Below are 20,542 nucleotides of genomic sequence, written 5' to 3'. Positions count from 1 at the left end.
GATTATTATATACGTTCGTAGGTTAAAAAAGAGAACGCATGATCGTTTTCTTCATCTTTAGGATGATATATATTCTGAACTTCTTTCCAATCGCTAAGGTCTAATTCTGGAAAATGAGTATCTGCAACAAAAGTATCATGAACACGTGTTAATTCAATCTTTTCGGCAAAAGGAAGGGCTTGCTTATAAATTTGGCCACCACCAATAACATACGGATGTTCGTCTTTTAAGGCTGCATCTAAAGCATCTTCTATATTGTGCACAACAATTACACCATGAGGGACTTTATAGTCTTGCTGAGTTGTAATTACAATATGTGTACGATTAGGTAAGGGTTTAGGGAAGCTTTCAAAAGTTTTACGTCCCATAATTATACAATGTCCAGAAGTTAGCGATTTAAAACGTTGCAAATCGTCTCGCAAATGCCAAATTAATTGATTGTCTTTACCAATAGCATTATTTTCTGAAGCAGCAACAATAAGGGTTAGATTCTGCTTCTTATTCAATTTTTTTTTTTCGTCTATTACAGGAAAAACACTAGTTTTCTCTGCAACAGGAGGCAGTTTTGTTTTTAATTTTTCAATACCTTCTTTTTGCTTTGCAACCAATTTATCTAGCTGTTCTTGTTTCCAAGTCGCTCCCATAAATCTATTAATTACAAATACATTAAAGGCGTGGTAAATTAAAAATAAGAACCAAAAGCCTACAATGTATATAAACCAATCTTTACCTAATATTTTATAAGTTTCACCAATGTGAAGTCCTAGATTACCTACAATTAATGCAACAGATCCAATTAAAAATAATATAAAGTGCGTATATAAGCTCTTTTTTTGCTTAATACGTTTTTGAGCATTCTTAATAAGCTCTAACTGTTCTTTGTCTATTTGAGGTACTTTTTTCTTATTACCAAACATGGGGTTGAAAGTATTTAGTGAAGTAAAAATACTATTTCTACTTCAATTTTTGAAACTTTTGTAAAAATGATATTAAAATGAAGTAAAAAGTTTAATAATAAGTTGATAAACAGGGGCTATAATTTAGAAGATTAAGTCTAATCTAATTCTTTTTTAAGAAAAACATAATTATTTGTATGCTAGAGTATTATTCGTTTGATAGTGATTAATAGTTTCTTACTTTTATATTAATCAATAAAAATAATATTTATGGCAATTTCAAAACAGTATTTAAAAACGAAGCCAGTTTGTAAAGTCACTTTTACTGTCACTGCAGATGATGCAGAAAAAGTATCTGTAGTTGGATGTTTCAATGATTGGGATGTTAAAGCTGCGCCTCTTAGAAAGTTGAAAAACGGAACATTTAAAGGTGTTGTTAATCTGGATGTCGATTCGTCTTATGAGTTTAGATACTTTGTAGATGGTGTGTTTAAGAATGAACCTGAAGCAGACGATCACGTTTGGAATGAATTTGCAGATGCAGAAAATAGTGTGCTAAAATTATAATATAAAAAAAGGCATTCCTAATTATGAAATGCCTTTAAATTTATACTGATACAGTACCTTTTATATGTGGATGCGGATCGTAATTGACTAAACTGAAATCTTCGAATTTAAAATCGAAGATGTTTTTTACTTCAGGATCTATTATCATTTTTGGTAATGGTTTTGGGTCTCTGCTTAATTGTAGCTTGACTTGCTCAAAATGATTGCTATAAATGTGTGCGTCTCCAAATGTGTGTATAAACTCGCCTGCTTCGTAACCACAAACTTGAGCCATCATCATGGTGAATAGGGCATAAGAAGCAATGTTAAAAGGCACGCCTAAAAATATATCTGCACTACGTTGGTATAACTGACAAGATAATTTTCCGTTAGCGACATAAAATTGAAAAAAGGCATGACACGGTGGAAGTGCTGCTTTTCCATCTGCGACGTTTTCACTAAACGATTTAGAATTATCTGGTAAAACTGAAGGATTCCAAGCAGAAACAAGCATGCGTCTGCTATTAGGATTTGTTTTTAATGTTTCTACAATTTCTTTAATTTGGTCTACTTCATCACTATTCCAATTTCTCCATTGGTGACCGTAAACAGGACCTAAATCCCCATTTTCATCAGCCCATGCATTCCATATTTTTACACCATTATCTGTTAGATATTTAATGTTAGTATCTCCTTTTAAAAACCACAGTAATTCATGAATTATAGATTTTAAATGTAGTTTTTTAGTAGTAACCATCGGGAAACCCTCACTTAAATCAAATCGCATTTGGTAACCAAATACACTTTTTGTTCCCGTTCCTGTACGATCTCCTTTTTCGTTTCCTGTTTCTAAAACGTGTTTAACAAGGTCTAAATATTGTTTCATAATCATTTTCTGCGTAGGCAGGAATATGTTAAATGGTGAATATAGTCTGTAAAAATAATGGAGTGCAAATTTAGGAAAATGTAGGGGGTAAAAACAAATATTATCCAATAATCATTCCTGCAATTGTAGCAGATAATAGTGAAGCTACAGTACCACCAATAAGCGCACGAATTCCAAATTCTGAAAGTGTTTTTCTTTTTCCAGGAGCTAAAGAACCTATACCACCAATTTGTATTCCTATAGATGCAAAATTTGCAAAACCACATAACATATAAGTGGCCATAATTATAGATTTTTCAAAATGAAAATGTATCGGGTTTGCTACGTTTTTTAATTCTGCTAATTGCATATAACCTATAAATTCACTAGCGGCAAGTTTAATACCTAAGAGTTGTCCCATAAGCGCCATATCTTCTTTAGCAACACCAATAATCCACATTAAAGGTGAAAATAAATACCCTAAAATAAATTCTAAAGAGAACATTTTATAAGGCGTGTTTGCTGCAATCCAAGTATTAAAACCACCAATCATTCCCATTTTTCCAAAGCCGTAATTAATCATGGCTATAAATGCGACAAATACTAATAGCATAGCTCCAACATTTGCAGCTAGTTTTAGTCCTTCAGTGGTTCCGTTAGCAATGGCGTCTAATATATTAGATCCTATATTTTCTTGAGAAACTTTTAATTCTGAATTAATTTTTTCTTGTTGTGGGTATAGCATTTTAGAAATAACAATTGCTCCAGGAGCAGCCATTACAGATGCTGTTAATAAATGTTTGGCATAAAATATTTTTAAAGCCTGATCTTCACCTCCTAAAAACCCAATATAAGCTGCTAAAACGCCACCGGCAACGGTAGCCATTCCTCCAACCATAACTAGTAAGATTTCAGATTTTGTCATGCGTTCTAAATACGCCTTAATCATTAAAGGAGCTTCTGTTTGTCCTAAGAAAATATTACCAGCAACACTTAAGCTTTCTGCACCAGAAATACCAAGTAATTTTGTTAATACCCATGCCATTCCTTTTACTACGATTTGAATTACACCTAAGTAAAACAAAACAGATGTTAATGCAGAGAAGAATATAATAGTAGGTAAAATTTGAAATATAAATATAAAACCAAAGCTACTTACATCCATCATGCTTCCTAATAGAAAGACACTACCGGCTTGTGTGAATTCTAAAATTTTCACAAATATTTTTCCAACAAATTCAAATCCGTATTGTACAAATTCAATTTTTATTACACCAATAGCTAGTATAGCTTGTGCACTTAAACCTACTCCAATTGTTTTCCAGTTAATTGCTTTTCTATTGCTACTAAGTAAATAGCAAATAAGTAGTAAAACTACCATTCCTAGAAGTCCGCGAAAAAAGCTTTTAGATGTAAATCCTTGACTAGGAATTATGGTGTCTTGTTTTGCAGTAGCGATAGCCGTTTGCAAAACAGTTGGCGAAGCTTTAAATTTATAAACGTTTTGTTTTTCAGAAAAGACTAGAGTTGTATCTGTTAATTCTGAAATTTTATAGTGTTGAATAGCGTCTGTTGGTGTGTTGTAATAAAAAACTAACAGATTGTTTTGTAGCATATAATCACCAGAAGCATCTAGTGTGTTTTCACCTTTAGAAGTTGTTTTGAATTCTCCGTTATCAAATGTAAGTGTTTCAAAAGTCGTCTTTGCTATTTCTGTGGAGTCTTCAGGCTTGGACTGAAGTTCTTCTAACTGCCATAGTTTTTCTATGGTTTGCGCGTGTGCGCTGTTAAAAAATCCGAAAGAAATAAGAGCAAGGGCGAATAAAAGGTGTTTCATACTTTTAGTTGGGCTTTAGCGTTTCGAGATTTCGTCTCGAATTTGGGCGGCTTTTTCGTAGTCTTCATCCATTACTGCGTTAGCGAGTAATTGATTTAATTCTTCTGTAGTTTTACCTTTATAACCTTCTTCTTTAGAAGGGGTTTCAAGTTCTTCGGAAATTAAATCGTCTGAAAGAAGGTCGGATTGTGAGTCGTCATTTTCTTTTTCAGGGTTTATTTTTAAATAAATTCCTGCTTTGTCTAATATGTTTTTATAAGTAAAAATAGGCGCCTGAAAACGTAAAGCTAAAGCAATAGCATCGCTTGTTCTAGCGTCTATAATTTCTTCAATTTTATCGCGCTCGCAAATTAAGCTAGAATAAAACACGCCATCTACCAATTTATGAATAATGACTTGCTTAACTGTGATGTCAAATCTATCAGAAAAATTTTTAAATAAATCGTGAGTTAAAGGGCGTGGAGGCCTAATCTCTTTTTCAAGAGCTATGGCAATAGATTGTGCTTCGAATGCGCCAATAACAATAGGCAGTTTTCGATCACCGTCTACCTCATTGAGTATTAAAGCGTAAGCGCCGTTTTGCGTTTGGCTGTAGGAAATTCCTTTTATATTAAGTCTAACTAAACTCATAATTTAAAAACACAAAAGACTGTTTAAATTAGGACTTTACCAAACCTATTCTGCATTTTTTGTTGAAAACAACATATAGAAAGAGATGAACTCCTTTAAAATTTAATGCAAATTTGGAGGGTAAGCGTCTTTTAAACAGTCTTTTTATTTATACAATTTTAAAATAATTAAGCATTTTGAGCTTTAAAAGCTTTTAGTTTTTCAATTAGTGCAGGGATAACTTCAAAAGCATCTCCAACTACCCCATAATCTGCAGCTTTAAAAAATGGTGCTTCAGGATCTGTATTGATTACCAATTTAACTTTAGAGGCATTAATACCTGCTAAATGCTGAATTGCTCCAGAAATACCAATTGCAATATATAAATTTGCAGCTACAGGTTTTCCGGTTTGCCCTACGTGTTCTCCGTGTGGTCTCCAACCTAAGTCTGAAACAGGTTTAGAACATGCTGTTGCAGCACCTAAAACGTCTGCTAATTCTTCAATCATGCCCCAGTTTTCAGGTCCTTTTAATCCGCGACCTCCAGAGACAACAATGTCTGCATCTGCAATAGTTACTTTATCTGTTACTTTGTCTACAGACTCTACATGTACGCCATTATCTGGAATAGAAGGCGAATAGTGTGTCACTTCTATTTCTGTTGTGTGTTCTTTTATTCCAAAAGAATTATTAGATAATCCAACTAATTTAGTGGAAGTACTAATGCTAGTTTCGTTAAAGGCCTTGTTTGTAAACGCCGTACGTTTTACGGTAAAAGGCGATAAGTTTGTAGGTAACGCAACAACGTTAGAAGCATAACCTGCTTTTAATTCTATGGCTAATAATGGTGCCAAATATTTACTATCTGCACTAGAGCTAACAATTACTACTTTAGAACCTTCTTCTGCTGCTGCTTGATTAATAACATGTGCATAAGATTTTGCGTTAAAAGCATCTAATTTTGTGTCTTTTACATTTAAGACTTTAGTAACACCGTAAGTTCCCAACATAGAAGGGTCTTCTGCGTTAATAGAAATTGCAGTAACCGATGTTCCTAATTGGTCGGCTACGGCTCTGGCATAAGATGCCACTTCGAAAGCTACTTTTTTAAATTTTCCTTGTTCTGATTCTGTATATACTAAAACTGACATAATGTTTTTAAGTTTTTAATTTCAATACAAACTAATTCTTGATATTGAAATGTGATTAAATGACTTTAGCTTCTGTATGAAGTAAATTAACTAACTCGTCTAAATTGTCTGGAGATACAAGTGTTACAGCTCCTTTAGGTGTTGGTTTTTCAAATTTCACTGAAACCGTTTCGGTAGAAGCCTCTATAGGTTCTAGTATTGTTAATGGTTTTTTACGAGCCATCATAATACCTCGCATATTTGGAATACGTAAATCGCTTTCTTCAACTAAGCCTTTTTGTGCGCCTATAACTAAAGGTAAAGTTGTATTAACGGTTTCTTTTCCGCCGTCAATTTCACGAACAGCTTTTACATTTGTGCCATCAATATCTAAGCTAATACATGTATTTATAAAGTTTGCATTGGTTAATCCTGCAAGCATGCCTGGTACCATACCGCCGTTATAATCTATAGACTCACGGCCAGCAATTACTAAATCGTAAGCGCCGTCTTTTACTACTTTAGCTAATTGTTCAGCCACAGCAAAACCGTCTAAAGCAGGGGTGTTAACACGTATAGCTCCATCTGCACCAAGTGCAAGCGCTTTACGTAATGTTGGTTCGGTTTCAGGGCCACCAACATTTACAACATCTACTGTAGCACCTTGTTTTTCCTTAAACCACATGGCACGTGTTAAGCCATATTCGTCGTTAGGGTTTATTATAAATTGCACACCATTGGTGTCAAATTTGGTATCGCCTTCTGAAAAATTTATTTTTGAAGTCGTATCTGGAACGTGACTAATACACACTAAAATTTTCATAATATTTGTTTGTTATAATAAGTATAGTTTTATCTGGATACGAAGTTATTGAATTTTATTTAAATTTTACTATGCATGCATAGTAAATAATCAAAAAAAGAGTTAAAAATTGCTAAATCCTGAATTTACTTCCAATAAGAATGTAACCGGAAAGGATTGAGCTTGTGCGTTCTTCGTAATAACTAGGCGAACTATTATTCTCTAAAATAGTGTTGTTGTCTAGGTTAAGAATATTATTCCCCGTTATATATAACTCCCACTTAGATTCCGCTTTTTTATATCTTAATCTTGGACTTAAATTATAAATATTCCGTTTTAAGTCGTTATTATTATAAGAGGTAATGTTAGACTCTAAATACCAAAACAAATGTGCCGAAATTTTTCCGTTAAGATTTATTGAAGGTTGTGAAATTTGAAGCGAACTCGTATTGTCTTGGTCGTTATACGTGGTTTTTGAAAATTTATAGCCCAGATCGAAATTAATTAAGGCATTTTTAAAATTACTTTTTAATTTAACAATGCTGGAGATGTTCTCGTTTTTATATTGGAAAGATGTACTCTCTTGGAAGTAATCTGTGTTCGTATTACTGTAAGACAAACTGCCAGAAAACGCAAGAGGCAACGTGTTTAAAGATTTTTCTAAAAACACAAATGTGCTAAACATATTATCTTTGTTAATAATCTTGTTTTTAGATACAGAGACGTTTTCTGTATTTATTATATTATTCCCGATAGACTTGTTTTTTATAGTGTAAGACGCATTAAAAATATAAGAGAGCTTAGCTTTTGGTTTAAATATAAAATGGCTTGCACTTATTTGATGAAAAGGAAGTAACGCGTTTGGTAAAACATCTTCGTTTATTATTAAAGTTCTATAATCTTTAATAATAAATGCATCGTTTAAAAAATGTATAGTTGGTGTTTTATTAGAATATGTATACGTTAAATCTGCAATATTGTTAGCGCTAAATTGAGCTTTTATAGCGGAATTTAAACCTAGAAAATTTTCGTGACTAACATTTGAATTATACGTATTCGCTAAATAATTATAATTAATTCCTATGGTGTATTTTAATGTTTTTGAAATTTTAAAATCAAAATCGATACCATTTTTTGTTGCGAGTTGGTTTAATGATAACTTGTTGTAAAAAGCATCAAGGTTGTTTGTGTTAGAGTATAATTTACTGTTTGTAAGTGTCGATTGGTTATATAATTCTATTGAAGCTTTTGCGTAGTTTAAAGTGTAGCTCAGGTTAAAATTTGTTTCGTTTAACGAGGTATTTAATTTTTGTTTCGCGGTGTAAAAATCAGTATCAAAATTAAGATCAAGAAATGTATCTGTAGCATTTATATCTTTTTTTGAATTGGTCTCTAAATATTTAAAAGATAAACCTGTGCTAAAAAGATTGGAGCTTATTGTTTTATTGAAACTAAGATTAGATTGAAAACTTGTTTTTTTAGGTTTTGTAAATTCGTTAACGTTATTTAGTTCTGAATTTGTGGTATTTTCTATGCGCTTTTCTTGGTCTGTGTTATCTATGTTTAATACGTTTAAAAAAGTAAACACACTTGTGTTAGAAGGTTTGTAAATAGATTTAAGTTGTAACGTACCAAAAAAGTTCTTCTCAAGAATGTTGTAGTTTTCTAAGATGTCTTGTTCTACTTGTGTGTCGTTAAACACTAATTTTCTATTGTATGTTTCTTCTTGTTTTACATGATTTATAATACCGTAAACATCTATTTTGGTTTTTTCTGAAGGATTTATAATGCTGCTTAATGCAATAAAATTATTTGTTTTAGAAGCGACGTTGGTACTAGAATTTAGAAACCGTGGCAAATCTTCTAATTTAGAAAAGACTACTTTGCTATTTCCTTTAGAGTTACTTATTGCATCTGTGTCTGTAAGCGTGTAATAATCTTGAATTGTCATTGTGGTTTCTCCTAAATTATTGGAGTTAGGCAGTAATGAGAATTTTACCTTTTTGCCAAAGTTAAAAAGAGCGCCTTTAATTTTATATTTATCTTCAATACCAACATGTGTTTCTACATGTCCTGTAAATTTGTTTTTAAACTCATCTTTTATATTAATATTTAACGCTGTTAATCCTGTTTTACTATTGGGAGTAATCGATTCAAAATCTTTGTAATTTCTAATTAATTCGGCATTCTTAACCATCTCAGAACTTATGTTTTCTGTGGCTAATTGATGCTGACTTTTATATAGATTTTCGCCATCTATTAACAATCTGTCAATTTCTTTACCATTGGCTGTAATTTTACCGCTTTCGTTAATGCCAAGTCCTGGTAATTTTGTTATAATATCTTTTAAGCTTTCTTCTGTGCCGTTTAAAAACTTATCAATTTTATATTGGGTAACATCTCCTTTTTGTACAATGCCATTGTTTTCGGCTTTCAGAATAATTTCTTCTAATTCGGTATTGTTTTCAACTAGAATAATAGTGTCTAGTTGTAACTCTGTGGTTGTAATATTTATATTTTGGTTAATTGTTTTGTAACCCAAATAACTTATTTTTAAAATATAAGAACCAGGCTTAGATAAAAGTTCGAACTCTCCAGTAGTATTAGATGTTGTATACGTTGAAATAAGACCGGTATCTGCTTTTTTTAAAATAATATTTGCACCAGAAATAACGTCCTGCTTACTGTCTTTAATACGACCAATAATTTTAGTTTGACAAAAGATAAAGTTTGGCAGAAATAAAAAAAAGCAGAACAACTGCTTTTTTAATACGGTATTATGTAATATTTTTTTTAGCATTACTATTTATTCATCATTTGTAATTGATAACCATTAATGCTTATTAATTCACTCTGGTTTTTAGGCGCTTCAATTTCTGTATTTGTATCTTTAAAGAATTTTAGTTTTTCAAATTTAATTAATACGTTATTATTTGTATTAACCTGTAAAATTAAGCCAGGAAGACCATTAAAATCTTTTGGTCCATCATTAATCGGGATATCTTCTGTGTACCATGCTGTAATGTGCTGTTTTCTAACTCCCATAATTCTTTCAGCTGTGGCTTTTTTGCACGTATACCCAAGGATAGTTTGTGTTTCGTTTTGTAAAACCCAATTAAAACTAGGAATGTGATCTTTTATACTTATATACTCGGTAACTAAATTTCGATTTTTCTGTGAAGCCTCTAGTCGAAACATATCATTGATATAGTCTTTGTAAATAATTAATTTATTTGCATTTATGTTTATTTCTGTGGTTTCCATTGTTAGCCCATCTACTTCAGGGTGTTCTACAATAATAGTATCTATAGTAGTTCCTTCGTTAGATATTAATTTTTGGATTGATTTGTTCTTAGAAAAGGAGTAACTGTGGTATTTTGGTTTTTTGTTTTTTTCAGATAATACAGTGTTGTCTCCAATCCCTCGTAATGGATTTATAGTTATAATGCCTTTTATGGTTTGAGAGTAGTTTAATGTAGTTGTAAAAAGAACTAGGATTAAAATATATTTCATTTTATTAATGTGTTTTTAGCATTATCGTTTATTCATCGTTTGTAATTGAAAACCATTAATACTTATTAATTCACTCTCGTTTTTAGGAGCTTCAATTTCTGTGTTTGTGTCTTTAAAGAATTTTAATTTTTCAAATTTAATTAAAGTAATTTTATTGTCTACTTGTAAAATTAAACCAGGAAGACCATTATAAATTTTTGGGCCATCACTAATAGGTATTTCTTCTGTGTACCAAGCTGTAATGTATTGTTTTCTGCCAAAGCTAATTTTTTCTGCTGTGGCTTTTTTGCACGTGTACCCAAGAATAGTTTGTGTTTCGTTTTGTAACGTCCAATTATGGGTTGGTATGTTGTCTTTTATACTTAAGTATTCTGTATTTAATTGTCTGTTTTTCTTTTCGCCTTCTAATCGAAAAACATCATTGATGTAATCCTTATAAATAATTAATTTATTTGATCTTATTATTGCTTTAGTAGTCTTCATTGTTAAGCCTTCTACGTCTGGGTGTTCTACAATAATTGTGTCTATAGAAGTGCCTTCGTTAGAGATTAATTTTTGTATAGATTTATTGTTTGAAAATGTATAACTAGTGTAAATTGGTTTTTTTCCTTTTTCAGACAACTCTGTTTCGTCTCCAAGACTATGTTGTGGATTTATAGTTATAACACCTTTAAGTGTTTGGGAATAAGAGAATGATGATAATAGAAAAATTAATATAAATTTTTTTTTCATTTTTCATTTTTTATAACTCAAGGGTAGAATAATTTCACCCTTGAGTTGTATTATTTTAAAATTCAGCTTTAGTACATACGTAAGTTGTAGTAGTTGATATAGATCCGTCCATTTCGTTTGTTTCTATATCTTCAGAGAATTTCACACACCAGTACCAATCTTCTTCGAGCTTGTTGTCTTCAATCGTCCTAACAGATTCAACTTTTAAATTTAAAGATTCTTTAATTTCATTTGTATTGGCGTTACTCATAAAAGAAAAGCAAACAATAGCAATAACATTTAAAATAATTTTTTTCATAATATATTGGTTTTTATGTTAATGCTAGCTAAAGAATAAAAAAAAACGATATACGAAATGTTTTACGTTATTAAGTTGTGTTTGTATTGTTAATTTGTTAAATAATTAAAAAAAAAGCGTTTTTTTTGCATTATCGTTTATTCATCATTTGTAATTGATATCCATTAATACTTATTAATTCACTCTCGTTTTTAGGTGCTTCAATTTCTGTGTTTGTGTCTTTAAAGAATTTTAGTTTTTCAAATTTAATTAATACGTTATTATTTGTATTAACCTGTAAAATTAAACCAGGAAGACCATTAAAATCTTTTGGCCCATCATTAATCGGGATATCTTCTGTGTACCATGCTGTAATGTGCTGTTTTCTAACTCCCATAATTCTTTCAGCTGTGGCTTTTTTGCACGTATACCCAAGGATAGTTTGTGTTTCGTTTTGTAAAACCCAATTAAAACTAGGAATGTGATCTTTTATACTTATATACTCGGTAACTAAATTTCGATTTTTCTGTGAAGCCTCTAGTCGAAACACATCATTGATATAGTCTTTGTAAATAATTAATTTATTTGCATTTATGTTTATTTCTGTGGTTTCCATTGTTAGACCATCTACTTCAGGGTGTTCTACAATAATAGTATCTATAGTAGTTCCTTCGTTAGATATTAATTTTTGGATTGATTTGTTCTTAGAAAAGGAGTAACTGTGGTATTTTGGTTTTTTGTTTTTTTCAGATAATACAGTGTTGTCTCCAATCCCTCGTAATGGGTTTATAGTTATAATGCCTTTAAGTGTTTGGGCATAATTTAATGTAGTTGTAAGTAATGCAATTAAAAATATTTTGTTCATGGATTTTTTTTTTCAGTTTAAAGATTATAAGCTAGCTTTTATGTGCGATAACCAATAATTTTATTTTCTATGATTTTGTGCGCCGTTTTTACAGGTTCAACTTTTAAATTTAAAGATTCCTTAATTTTATTTGTATTGGCGTAATCTTTAAAAGATTGATTTTTATATTGATGCTAACTAAGGAATGAAAAGAGTATGATATGTGAAATGTTTTAAGTCCTTACATTTTGTTTTGATTGTTAATTTGTTAAATCATCAAAAAAAGCATGTGTTTTTAGCGTTATCGTTTGTTAATTATTTGTAATTGATATCCATTAATGTTTATTAATTCTCTCTCATTTTTAGGGGCTTCAATTTCTGTATAACCAGTATGTTTTTTTTCCTTCTTTAAATAATTCTGTTTCGTCTCGATCACCATGTATGGATTTATAGTTATAATGCCATTAAGTGTTTGGATGTAACAAAAAGAAGATATTAATAAGCTTATAATTAAGATAGCTTTTAAGTTTTCGAGGTGTAAATTTTATTTTAGAGGTTTTGTTTAGTAACGATCATTAATTTTTAGCTTTTTTAGGGGCGTAGCGAGTGGTTTTAAAGTTATTTGTGATTTTAATGAATTAATAATAATTCTTTTATTGAAAGTTTTCTATTTATTGTTATTTTTGTATTCTTAAAATATGATACATGAGAACAATTCAATTCAGAGAAGCGATTTGTGAAGCCATGAGTGAGGAAATGCGCAGAGATGAAAGCATTTACTTAATGGGTGAAGAAGTTGCTGAATACAACGGTGCATACAAAGCATCAAAAGGAATGTTAGACGAGTTTGGTGCAAAACGTGTTATCGATACTCCAATTGCAGAATTAGGTTTTGCAGGTATAGCTGTAGGTTCAACAATGACTGGTAACAGGCCAATTGTAGAGTATATGACCTTCAACTTTTCGTTAGTAGGAATTGATCAAATTATAAATAACGCTGCAAAAATTAGACAAATGTCTGGTGGGCAGTTTAATTGTCCAATCGTATTTAGAGGGCCTACTGGTTCTGCGGGACAATTAGGAGCTACACACTCTCAAGCTTTCGAAAGCTGGTTTGCAAATACTCCTGGTTTAAAAGTTGTTGTTCCTTCTAATGTTTATGACGCTAAAGGACTTTTAAAAGCAGCTATTCGCGATAACGATCCAGTAATTTTTATGGAAAGTGAGCAAATGTACGGTGATAAAGGTGAAGTGCCAGATGGAGAATACGTTCTTCCTATTGGTGTTGCCGATATTAAACGTGAAGGTACAGATGTTACAATTGTATCTTTTGGTAAAATTATTAAAGAAGCTTACAAAGCTGCCGATGAGGTTGCTAAAGAAGGTATCTCTTGTGAAATTATCGATTTACGTACAGTTTGTCCATTAGATATAGACGCTGTTTTAAAATCAGTTAAGAAAACAAATAGATTGGTAATCTTAGAAGAAGCATGGCCATTTGGAAACGTATCTACAGAGATTACGTACCAAGTACAATCTCAAGCTTTCGATTATTTAGACGCACCAATTGTAAAAATTAATACAGCAGATACTCCTGCTCCTTATTCTCCAGTATTATTGGCAGAATGGTTACCTAATAGCGACGATGTTGTTAAAGCCATTAAAAAGGTAATGTACAAGTAAACTGCATTTATCACATATTTAAAACTTCATCAACATGATTTATTGCTGATGAAGTTTTTTTTTCATTATGAATTTAAGACTTAGCCTAGTATTATTTTTCTTCGGATTCCTATCCTTAATAGCTCAAACAAAAGTTAGTGGTTACGTCTATGATGAAAACAACGAATCTGTAGCTTATGCTAACGTTGTTTTTAAAGGATCTTCTCAAGGTACTATTACAAATGAAGAGGGTAAATTCTATATGGAATCAGATTCCAATTGGGATGCAATTATCGTTTCATTTATGGGGTATCATACTCAAGATATACCCTTAACAAAAAATATAAATTATAACTTAAAAGTTGTTTTAGAGGAAGAAGCTGCTCAATTAGACCAAGTGGTTATTGTTGCAGGTAAGCAACCTAAAAAGAATAATCCTGCGATTGATATTTTAAGAAAAATATGGGAACATAAACGAAGAAATGGTCTTCGTAAATTCGATCAGTATGAATATGATAAATACGAAAAAGTAGAATTCGATTTAAATACCATAGATAGTGCTTTAGTTAAAAGTAAAATTTTTAAAGGCATGGAATTTATTTTTGAATCTGTAGATACTTCTAATGTTACAGGAAAAACATATTTGCCAATTTTTATAAATGAATCTGCGAGCAAAGTATATGGTAATAATGAAACTAGTAATGAGAGAGAGGTTTTAAGCGGAAATAAAATGTCTGGCTTTAGTAATAATCAATTCATTTTAGATTTTATAAAAGATTTGTACTCTCAATACGATGTATACGATAATTATCTTAAGTTTTTCGATAAAAGTTTTGTGAGTCCCTTGTCTAAAACAGGAATTAATACCTATAATTATGTTTTGGCAGACAGTTCGTTTATAGACAATAAATGGTGTTATAATATTATTTATTATCCGCGTCGTAAAAACGAATTGACATTTAAAGGCGATTTTTGGGTGAATGACTCTACGTACGCTATCAAGAAAATTAATATGCAAGCGTCTAAAAGTGCAAATATAAATTGGGTAAAAGAAATTTATATAGAACAAGAGTTTGATGTGCTAAACGATTCTATTTTTCTTATAAAACGGGACTATTTTATGTCAGATTTTGCCTTTAACAAAAAAGAGAAGGCTAGAGGCGTTTATGGAAAACGAACTACACTTTACGATAATTACGTATTCGATAAACCTAAAGCAGATAATTTTTATAACGAGCAAGTTTTTGAATACAACGAAGATACTTATAACCGTGATGATGAATTCTGGGATACTAACAGATTAGAAACCTTAAGTAAGGACGAAAAAGGTGTTTATAAAATGTTAGACACACTGCAAACCGTTAAGAAATTTAAACGCTTGTATAATGCAGGAACCATTTTGGCTTCTGGATATGTGGAGTTAGATGAATTAAATATGGATTATGGTCCTATATTCTCTAGTTTTGGGTATAACGAGGTAGAAGGTTTACGTATTCGAGGTGGCGGACGTACATATTTTGGTCCGAACGATCCTTGGCGTGTAGAAGGTTTTGGAGCTTATGGTTTTAGAGATAAGAAAATTAAATATGGTATTTCAGGAAAATGGTTAATCGATAAAGAAAACCGTTTTATAATTTCTGGAGGACACCGTAAAGATATAGAGCAAATCGGGGCGAGTTTAACCACATCTACAGATGTTTTAGGGCGTAGCTTAGCATCATCATCATTATTCGCAAAAGGAACTAACGATAAGTTAACCAATATAGAGCTTACAAGTTTGGCTTTTGAAATGGAACCAATACAGAATGTAGTCTTTAGATTAGGTGCCGATTTTAGAACTTTAGGTTCTGCCTCAGAAGCTTTTAATTTAGATTATTATACAGACGATACGTTTTCAGAAGTTGCTTCAGAATTAAAACAATTTGAAACCGCACTTTCTGTAACCTATTTCCCTGGCAGACGTATGACGGGTTATGGTGTAGAGCGTTCTCGTGCTAATGATAATTTTGCGACTTTATTTGCACAGGTTAGTCATGGAGAAAAGAATGTGTTTAAAAGTGATTTTGATTACACTAAGGTTCAGTTCTCATACACGCAACCTTGGCAATTAGGTGGTTTTGGTAGGTTGTTAACCACTATTGAAGCAGGAAAAACATTTGGAGAAGTGCCTTTGGGGCTCTTAAGTGTTGTGCCTGGTAACCAAGCATACTTCTCTATATATAATACATTCTCGCAATTAGATTATTATGAGTTTATTACAGATACGTATGTGTCTGCACATTTAGAACACAACTTTAACGGACGTTTATTTTCGCGAATTCCGCTACTTCGTAAATTAAACCTAAGAGAAATTGTAGGGGTAAGAGGAGTTTGGGGAGAAATTTCAGATGAAAACATAGCTTTAAATGCTTCAAACGTAACTTATAGCGCGCCTACCGATAAGTTGTATTACGAATATAGTTTTGGTATTGGAAATATTTTTAAAGTATTTAGAATAGACTTTAACTTTAGAGGAAATTATTTAGAAAACCCTAATGCGCGTAATTTTGGTGTAACCGGTAGTTTTGGCTTTTATTTCTAATTTTTTAGTCATATATTTAATTATTATCAATTTACAACGTTATAATTCTTATTATAAGAAATCAATTCGTTTTTAGGTTGCCTATAATTATAGGGTTCAGTACATTTACCATTATAAACACAGTAAACATGAGTCACAAAAAACAAGAAACTTTTGATGTTTTAATAGAAATCCCTAAAGGGAGTAGAAATAAATACGAATACGATTTTAAATTACATAAAATCAGATTCGACAGAATGTTATTTTCTTCAATGATGTATCCTGGAGATTATGGTTTTATTCCTGAAACTTTAGCTTTGGATAAAGATCCTTTAGATGTTCTTGTATTAGGACACCAGCCAACATATCCTATGACGGTTATGGAAGTTAGACCAATTGGAGTCTTTCACATGACAGATGAAAAAGGGCCAGATGAAAAAATTATTTGTGTACCAGTTTCAGATCCAATTTGGAATAACAAAGCAGATATTGCAGATTTAAATCCACACCGTTTAAAAGAAATCGAACACTTTTTCCAAGTTTACAAAGATTTAGAGAAAAAGAAAGTAGATACAGGAGGATGGAGTGATGCAGAAGCAGCAGTGAAAGTTTACCACGAATGTGTCGATAGATACAATAATAGTGAGCACAAGGCAAAAGGAGATTTTAAAATCTAATTTTTCTTTAAAAAAGATAAAAAAACCACATTTGAAACATGACAAATGTGGTTTTTTTGTATTCCATATTTTGGTAATTTTAGACTAAACAAATTACTAACTTTTATAAATTATAACTGTAATATGGAATATTTAATAAAATTTCTGCCCCTTTTCGGAGTTCTAGCTCTAATCTTCGTTTTTCTAAAGAGCGGATGGGTTTCTAAACAAGACGTAGGTGACGAAAAAATGTCGCGTATCGCCAAAAATATAGCTACTGGTGCTATGGCTTTCTTAAAAGCCGAATACAAAGTGTTAGCTATTTTTGTAGCAGCTATTGCTACCTTATTATATTTTAAAGGTGTTTCTGAAGTAGGTTCTAGCGGAATTGTAGCTATTTCTTTTATTGTTGGAGCCATTTGTTCTGCATTAGCAGGTTTTATCGGGATGAAGGTTGCTACAAAAGCTAATGTAAGAACCACTCAAGCAGCAAGAACATCTTTAGGGAGAGCATTAGAAGTTGCTTTTGCTGGAGGTGCTGTAATGGGATTAGGTGTTGTTGGTTTAGGAATTCTAGGATTAAGTAGTTTATTCATGATATACCAAAATATTTGGCCAGGTGCAGAAAACTTAGCAATGGTGTTAAATGTGCTTTCTGGATTTTCTTTAGGAGCATCGTCTATTGCTTTATTTGCTCGTGTTGGTGGAGGTATTTATACCAAAGCGGCAGATGTTGGTGCAGATTTAGTAGGAAAGGTAGAAGCAGGTATTCCTGAAGATCACCCATTAAATCCTGCAACTATTGCAGATAATGTTGGAGATAATGTTGGTGATGTTGCTGGTATGGGAGCCGATTTATTCGAATCCTATGTAGGTTCTATTATTGGTACAATGGTGTTAGGTGCTTTTATCCTTACACCAGAATACGATGGTTTGGGAGCGGTGTACTTACCTTTAGTTCTTGGAGCTGTTGGGATTGTAATGTCTATATTAGGAACATTTTTTGTTAAAGTAAAAGATGGAGGAAACCCTCAAACTGCATTAAATATAGGCGAATTTGGGTCTGCTGGATTAATGGTTTTTGCTTCTTATTTTATAATTAAAACGTTAATTCCAGAAACGGTAGAAGGTTTACCTTTTGGTTCATGGGGTGTTTTTATGGCAACTGTTGCTGGTTTAATCGCTGGTTTAGGTGTTGGTAAAATCACTGAATATTATACGGCTACAGGTAAAAAACCAGTAATGTCTATTGTAAAACAATCAGATACAGGTGCGGCTACAAATATTATTGCAGGATTAGGTGTTGGAATGATGTCTACAATGATTCCTATTTTGTTAATTGCAGCAGCAATTATGGTGTCTCATTATTACGCAGGATTATACGGTATTGCTATTGCAGCAGTTGGTATGTTAGCAAATACAGGAATCCAGTTGGCTGTAGATGCTTATGGGCCAATTTGTGATAATGCTGGTGGTATTGCGGAAATGGCAGAATTACCTAGTGAAGTACGAGATCGTACAGATAAATTAGATGCTGTAGGAAATACAACAGCAGCAGTTGGTAAAGGATTTGCAATTGCTTCTGCAGCATTAACTGCTTTAGCACTTTTCGCAGCCTTTATGAAAACAGCTAATGTAACTGCTATAGACGTGTCTCATCCAGATATTATGGCTGGGCTTTTAGTAGGAGGTATGTTGCCATTTGTATTTTCTGCTTTGTCTATGAATGCGGTTGGTCGTGCTGCTATGGCTATGATTGAAGAAGTGCGTCGTCAGTTTAGAGATATTCCAGAATTAAAAGCAGCATTGGTTGTTATGCGTAAATATGATTCTGATATGACTAAAGCATCAGTAGAAGATCGTGCTATTTTCGATAAAGCAGATGGTGTTGCAGATTACGGAAAATGTATAGATATATCTACCAAAGCTTCTATTAGAGAAATGGTTTTACCAGGATTATTAGCTATCGCTGTTCCTGTTGCTGTTGGTTTTATTGGTGGTGCAGAAATGCTTGGAGGACTTCTTGCAGGTGTAACAACTTGTGGTGTTTTAATGGCTATTTTTCAATCTAACGCAGGTGGAGCTTGGGATAATGCTAAGAAAACCATTGAAGAACAAGGTAAGAAAGGTACAGACGCACATAAAGCTGCTGTTGTTGGAGATACTGTTGGAGATCCGTTTAAAGATACTTCAGGACCATCTTTAAATATATTATTAAAATTAATGTCTGTAGTGGCATTGGTAATTGCTCCAAGTATTGCTTTAAATGTAGATAATATTACAAGTTGTAATGAAGCCACTTTAAATAGCAATCCAACAGAACTAGTTCAAGAAGTTCAGGGAGAAGTTGAAATTCGAGTTAATGAAGATGGAGATAAAATTGCAGAAGTTACTACTGTAAAAATAGTAGATGGTAAAAAAGTGGTTCAAACTATAACTTACGAAGGTACAGACGTAAATCAGTTTATTCACAAATAAATAAATTTCGCTTTTAGCTTAATACATATAAAAACCATCTAAAATTTTATATTTAGATGGTTTTTTAGTGTCTTAAAGGCTATATTTTTGGGAATAATCAGGTATTTTTACATTAAGTTTTCTAAAATTAAAAATGTTTAAAAAAGATCCATTACAAATTATTGCGTTTCAGAGTTATGGCACAAGTTCACATTTTTATTTGCGTGGTCGTGCTTTAGAAGACGAAACTATAGACTTGGAACAAAAAGGGTTATTTAAGCTTTTAATAAACACCTATAAACGTTTTGAAAGTGACGAGGTTAAAAACGTAGAATTAAATTTACGTTTGCCAGACAATACTGTTGTAAAAGTAAAAACAGATAGTCGTGGCTATTTTAAGTCTGAAGAGCATTTAGAAAACTTAGACCATCTTACCAATAAAGAAGGATGGTTAGAGGTTGTTGCATCTTATAGCGATGTAAATATTAAGCGAAAAATTACCAACGAAAATCGTTTCCCTGCTCAGATTCTAATTCCGTCTAAAACAGCAAAATTTGGTGTAATTAGCGATATAGACGATACAATAATGCTTACCGGAGTTGCTTCTGTATTAAAGTGGCGCGTATTGGTAAATACTTTTTTTAAAGGTGCTTTTAAAAGAATTCCTTTAGAAGGCGCAGCAGAATTTTATAATATGTTGCATCAAGGTGTTTCAGGAAAAGAAGCCAATCCTATTTTTTATGTAAGTCATAGTCCGTGGAATTTATACAGATATTTAAAGTTCTTTTTAAAGACTAATAATTTTCCTAAAGGACCTATTTTGTTACGAAGTATGAATACGATTTTCAAGAAAAAGAAAGCGCATGAAAAACCTCAGAAACAAATGGAGATTATAAATATTCTTAATATGTATCCAGAATTATCTTTTATACTTATTGGAGATAATGGCGAACACGATGCAGATATTTATATTGAAATAGCAGAGTTATTCCCAAATCGTATTTTAGCTATTTACTTACGGTGTGTAGGCCATAAAGAAAAGATGATTCGAGTAAAAGGACTTTTTGATAGTTATAAAACAACTCCCGCGTTATTAGTAAAATCTAGTAAAGAAGCTATTAATCACGCGAGATTAAGTGGTTTTATAAAGTAAGGT

The 20,542-nt window shown here is 32.0% G+C and carries 17 protein-coding genes; 6 read left to right on the top strand and 11 right to left on the bottom strand.

Features of this window, described 5'->3' with window-relative positions; genetic code table 11:
* Nucleotides 1-5 precede the first annotated feature (5 nt).
* The gene (locus GQR95_RS03405) at nucleotides 6-917 is read right to left on the bottom strand and encodes a dihydrofolate reductase (protein ID WP_159021820.1); all 912 of its coding nucleotides are present in this window, start codon (nucleotides 915-917) and stop codon (nucleotides 6-8) included.
* Nucleotides 918-1,166: 249 nt separating this feature from the next.
* Here GQR95_RS03405 and GQR95_RS03400 point away from each other — a divergent pair, with 249 nt between their 5' ends.
* Nucleotides 1,167-1,463: an isoamylase early set domain-containing protein gene (locus GQR95_RS03400; protein WP_159021818.1), complete on the top strand. Its 297-nt coding sequence runs from the start codon at nucleotides 1,167-1,169 to the stop codon at nucleotides 1,461-1,463.
* A gap of 40 nt (nucleotides 1,464-1,503) precedes the next feature.
* Here GQR95_RS03400 and GQR95_RS03395 read toward each other — a convergent pair whose 3' ends face one another.
* From GQR95_RS03395 to GQR95_RS03350, 10 genes are all read right to left on the bottom strand, one after another.
* On the bottom strand, nucleotides 1,504-2,328 hold the full coding sequence (locus tag GQR95_RS03395; RefSeq protein ID WP_159021816.1) for a thymidylate synthase: 825 nt from the start codon (nucleotides 2,326-2,328) through the stop codon (nucleotides 1,504-1,506).
* Between the two features lie 100 nt (nucleotides 2,329-2,428).
* Complete coding sequence (locus tag GQR95_RS03390; protein WP_159021815.1) at nucleotides 2,429-4,144, bottom strand: nucleoside transporter C-terminal domain-containing protein; 1,716 nt, start codon at nucleotides 4,142-4,144, stop codon at nucleotides 2,429-2,431.
* Between the two features lie 15 nt (nucleotides 4,145-4,159).
* The gene (locus tag GQR95_RS03385) at nucleotides 4,160-4,774 is read right to left on the bottom strand and encodes a bifunctional nuclease family protein (RefSeq protein ID WP_159021813.1); all 615 of its coding nucleotides are present in this window, start codon (nucleotides 4,772-4,774) and stop codon (nucleotides 4,160-4,162) included.
* 167 nt (nucleotides 4,775-4,941) lie between these two features.
* Nucleotides 4,942-5,904: an electron transfer flavoprotein subunit alpha/FixB family protein gene (locus GQR95_RS03380; RefSeq protein WP_159021811.1), complete on the bottom strand. Its 963-nt coding sequence runs from the start codon at nucleotides 5,902-5,904 to the stop codon at nucleotides 4,942-4,944.
* 55 nt (nucleotides 5,905-5,959) lie between these two features.
* Nucleotides 5,960-6,706 (bottom strand): electron transfer flavoprotein subunit beta/FixA family protein, encoded by a 747-nt coding sequence (locus GQR95_RS03375; RefSeq protein ID WP_159021810.1) that lies wholly within the window; start codon nucleotides 6,704-6,706, stop codon nucleotides 5,960-5,962.
* Between the two features lie 112 nt (nucleotides 6,707-6,818).
* Nucleotides 6,819-9,485, bottom strand: a complete 2,667-nt coding sequence (locus GQR95_RS03370) for a carboxypeptidase-like regulatory domain-containing protein (protein WP_159021808.1) — start codon at nucleotides 9,483-9,485, stop codon at nucleotides 6,819-6,821.
* A gap of 2 nt (nucleotides 9,486-9,487) precedes the next feature.
* Nucleotides 9,488-10,198 (bottom strand): GLPGLI family protein, encoded by a 711-nt coding sequence (locus GQR95_RS03365; protein WP_159021807.1) that lies wholly within the window; start codon nucleotides 10,196-10,198, stop codon nucleotides 9,488-9,490.
* A 21-nt stretch (nucleotides 10,199-10,219) separates the two neighbouring features.
* Complete coding sequence (locus GQR95_RS03360) at nucleotides 10,220-10,930, bottom strand: GLPGLI family protein (protein WP_159021806.1); 711 nt, start codon at nucleotides 10,928-10,930, stop codon at nucleotides 10,220-10,222.
* 55 nt (nucleotides 10,931-10,985) lie between these two features.
* Nucleotides 10,986-11,228 (bottom strand): hypothetical protein, encoded by a 243-nt coding sequence (locus tag GQR95_RS03355; protein WP_159021805.1) that lies wholly within the window; start codon nucleotides 11,226-11,228, stop codon nucleotides 10,986-10,988.
* Nucleotides 11,229-11,358: 130 nt separating this feature from the next.
* Entirely contained in the window at nucleotides 11,359-12,072 is a 714-nt protein-coding gene (locus GQR95_RS03350; protein ID WP_159021804.1) for a GLPGLI family protein, read from the bottom strand.
* A gap of 684 nt (nucleotides 12,073-12,756) precedes the next feature.
* On the opposite strand from GQR95_RS03350, the gene GQR95_RS03345 reads away from it, so the two are divergent.
* From GQR95_RS03345 to GQR95_RS03325, 5 genes are all read left to right on the top strand, one after another.
* A complete protein-coding gene (locus tag GQR95_RS03345) occupies nucleotides 12,757-13,734 on the top strand; it encodes a pyruvate dehydrogenase complex E1 component subunit beta (RefSeq protein ID WP_159021803.1) in 978 nt (325 codons plus the stop codon).
* A 67-nt stretch (nucleotides 13,735-13,801) separates the two neighbouring features.
* Nucleotides 13,802-16,294, top strand: a complete 2,493-nt coding sequence (locus tag GQR95_RS03340) for a DUF5686 family protein (protein ID WP_159021802.1) — start codon at nucleotides 13,802-13,804, stop codon at nucleotides 16,292-16,294.
* A gap of 128 nt (nucleotides 16,295-16,422) precedes the next feature.
* The gene (locus GQR95_RS03335; RefSeq protein WP_159021801.1) at nucleotides 16,423-16,950 is read left to right on the top strand and encodes an inorganic diphosphatase; all 528 of its coding nucleotides are present in this window, start codon (nucleotides 16,423-16,425) and stop codon (nucleotides 16,948-16,950) included.
* A gap of 123 nt (nucleotides 16,951-17,073) precedes the next feature.
* Nucleotides 17,074-19,407 carry a sodium-translocating pyrophosphatase gene (locus GQR95_RS03330; RefSeq protein WP_159021800.1) on the top strand — a complete coding sequence of 778 codons (2,334 nt, stop codon included), beginning with the start codon at nucleotides 17,074-17,076 and terminating at the stop codon, nucleotides 19,405-19,407.
* Between the two features lie 133 nt (nucleotides 19,408-19,540).
* Nucleotides 19,541-20,539, top strand: coding sequence for an App1 family protein (locus tag GQR95_RS03325; protein ID WP_159021798.1), 999 nt, complete (start codon nucleotides 19,541-19,543; stop codon nucleotides 20,537-20,539).
* The last annotated feature ends 3 nt before the right edge of the window (nucleotides 20,540-20,542 follow it).

The sequence above is a fragment of the Formosa sp. L2A11 genome (genome assembly GCF_009796865.1).
Lineage (GTDB): Bacteria > Bacteroidota > Bacteroidia > Flavobacteriales > Flavobacteriaceae > Formosa.
The sequence above is the reverse complement of the archived record's forward strand: the minus strand, read 5'-3'. Positions and strand labels throughout refer to the sequence as shown.

What these genes read in the sequence shown, in the direction of transcription:
- GQR95_RS03405 (WP_159021820.1), bottom strand. Translation starts at nt 917, where the DNA reads ATGTTTGGTAATAAGAAAAAAGTACCTCAAATAGACAAAGAACAGTTA.
- GQR95_RS03400 (WP_159021818.1), top strand. Translation starts at nt 1,167, where the DNA reads ATGGCAATTTCAAAACAGTATTTAAAAACGAAGCCAGTTTGTAAAGTC.
- GQR95_RS03395 (WP_159021816.1), bottom strand. Translation starts at nt 2,328, where the DNA reads ATGAAACAATATTTAGACCTTGTTAAACACGTTTTAGAAACAGGAAAC.
- GQR95_RS03390 (WP_159021815.1), bottom strand. Translation starts at nt 4,144, where the DNA reads ATGAAACACCTTTTATTCGCCCTTGCTCTTATTTCTTTCGGATTTTTT.
- GQR95_RS03385 (WP_159021813.1), bottom strand. Translation starts at nt 4,774, where the DNA reads ATGAGTTTAGTTAGACTTAATATAAAAGGAATTTCCTACAGCCAAACG.
- GQR95_RS03380 (WP_159021811.1), bottom strand. Translation starts at nt 5,904, where the DNA reads ATGTCAGTTTTAGTATATACAGAATCAGAACAAGGAAAATTTAAAAAA.
- GQR95_RS03375 (WP_159021810.1), bottom strand. Translation starts at nt 6,706, where the DNA reads ATGAAAATTTTAGTGTGTATTAGTCACGTTCCAGATACGACTTCAAAA.
- GQR95_RS03370 (WP_159021808.1), bottom strand. Translation starts at nt 9,485, where the DNA reads ATGCTAAAAAAAATATTACATAATACCGTATTAAAAAAGCAGTTGTTC.
- GQR95_RS03365 (WP_159021807.1), bottom strand. Translation starts at nt 10,198, where the DNA reads ATGAAATATATTTTAATCCTAGTTCTTTTTACAACTACATTAAACTAC.
- GQR95_RS03360 (WP_159021806.1), bottom strand. Translation starts at nt 10,930, where the DNA reads ATGAAAAAAAAATTTATATTAATTTTTCTATTATCATCATTCTCTTAT.
- GQR95_RS03355 (WP_159021805.1), bottom strand. Translation starts at nt 11,228, where the DNA reads ATGAAAAAAATTATTTTAAATGTTATTGCTATTGTTTGCTTTTCTTTT.
- GQR95_RS03350 (WP_159021804.1), bottom strand. Translation starts at nt 12,072, where the DNA reads ATGAACAAAATATTTTTAATTGCATTACTTACAACTACATTAAATTAT.
- GQR95_RS03345 (WP_159021803.1), top strand. Translation starts at nt 12,757, where the DNA reads ATGAGAACAATTCAATTCAGAGAAGCGATTTGTGAAGCCATGAGTGAG.
- GQR95_RS03340 (WP_159021802.1), top strand. Translation starts at nt 13,802, where the DNA reads ATGAATTTAAGACTTAGCCTAGTATTATTTTTCTTCGGATTCCTATCC.
- GQR95_RS03335 (WP_159021801.1), top strand. Translation starts at nt 16,423, where the DNA reads ATGAGTCACAAAAAACAAGAAACTTTTGATGTTTTAATAGAAATCCCT.
- GQR95_RS03330 (WP_159021800.1), top strand. Translation starts at nt 17,074, where the DNA reads ATGGAATATTTAATAAAATTTCTGCCCCTTTTCGGAGTTCTAGCTCTA.
- GQR95_RS03325 (WP_159021798.1), top strand. Translation starts at nt 19,541, where the DNA reads ATGTTTAAAAAAGATCCATTACAAATTATTGCGTTTCAGAGTTATGGC.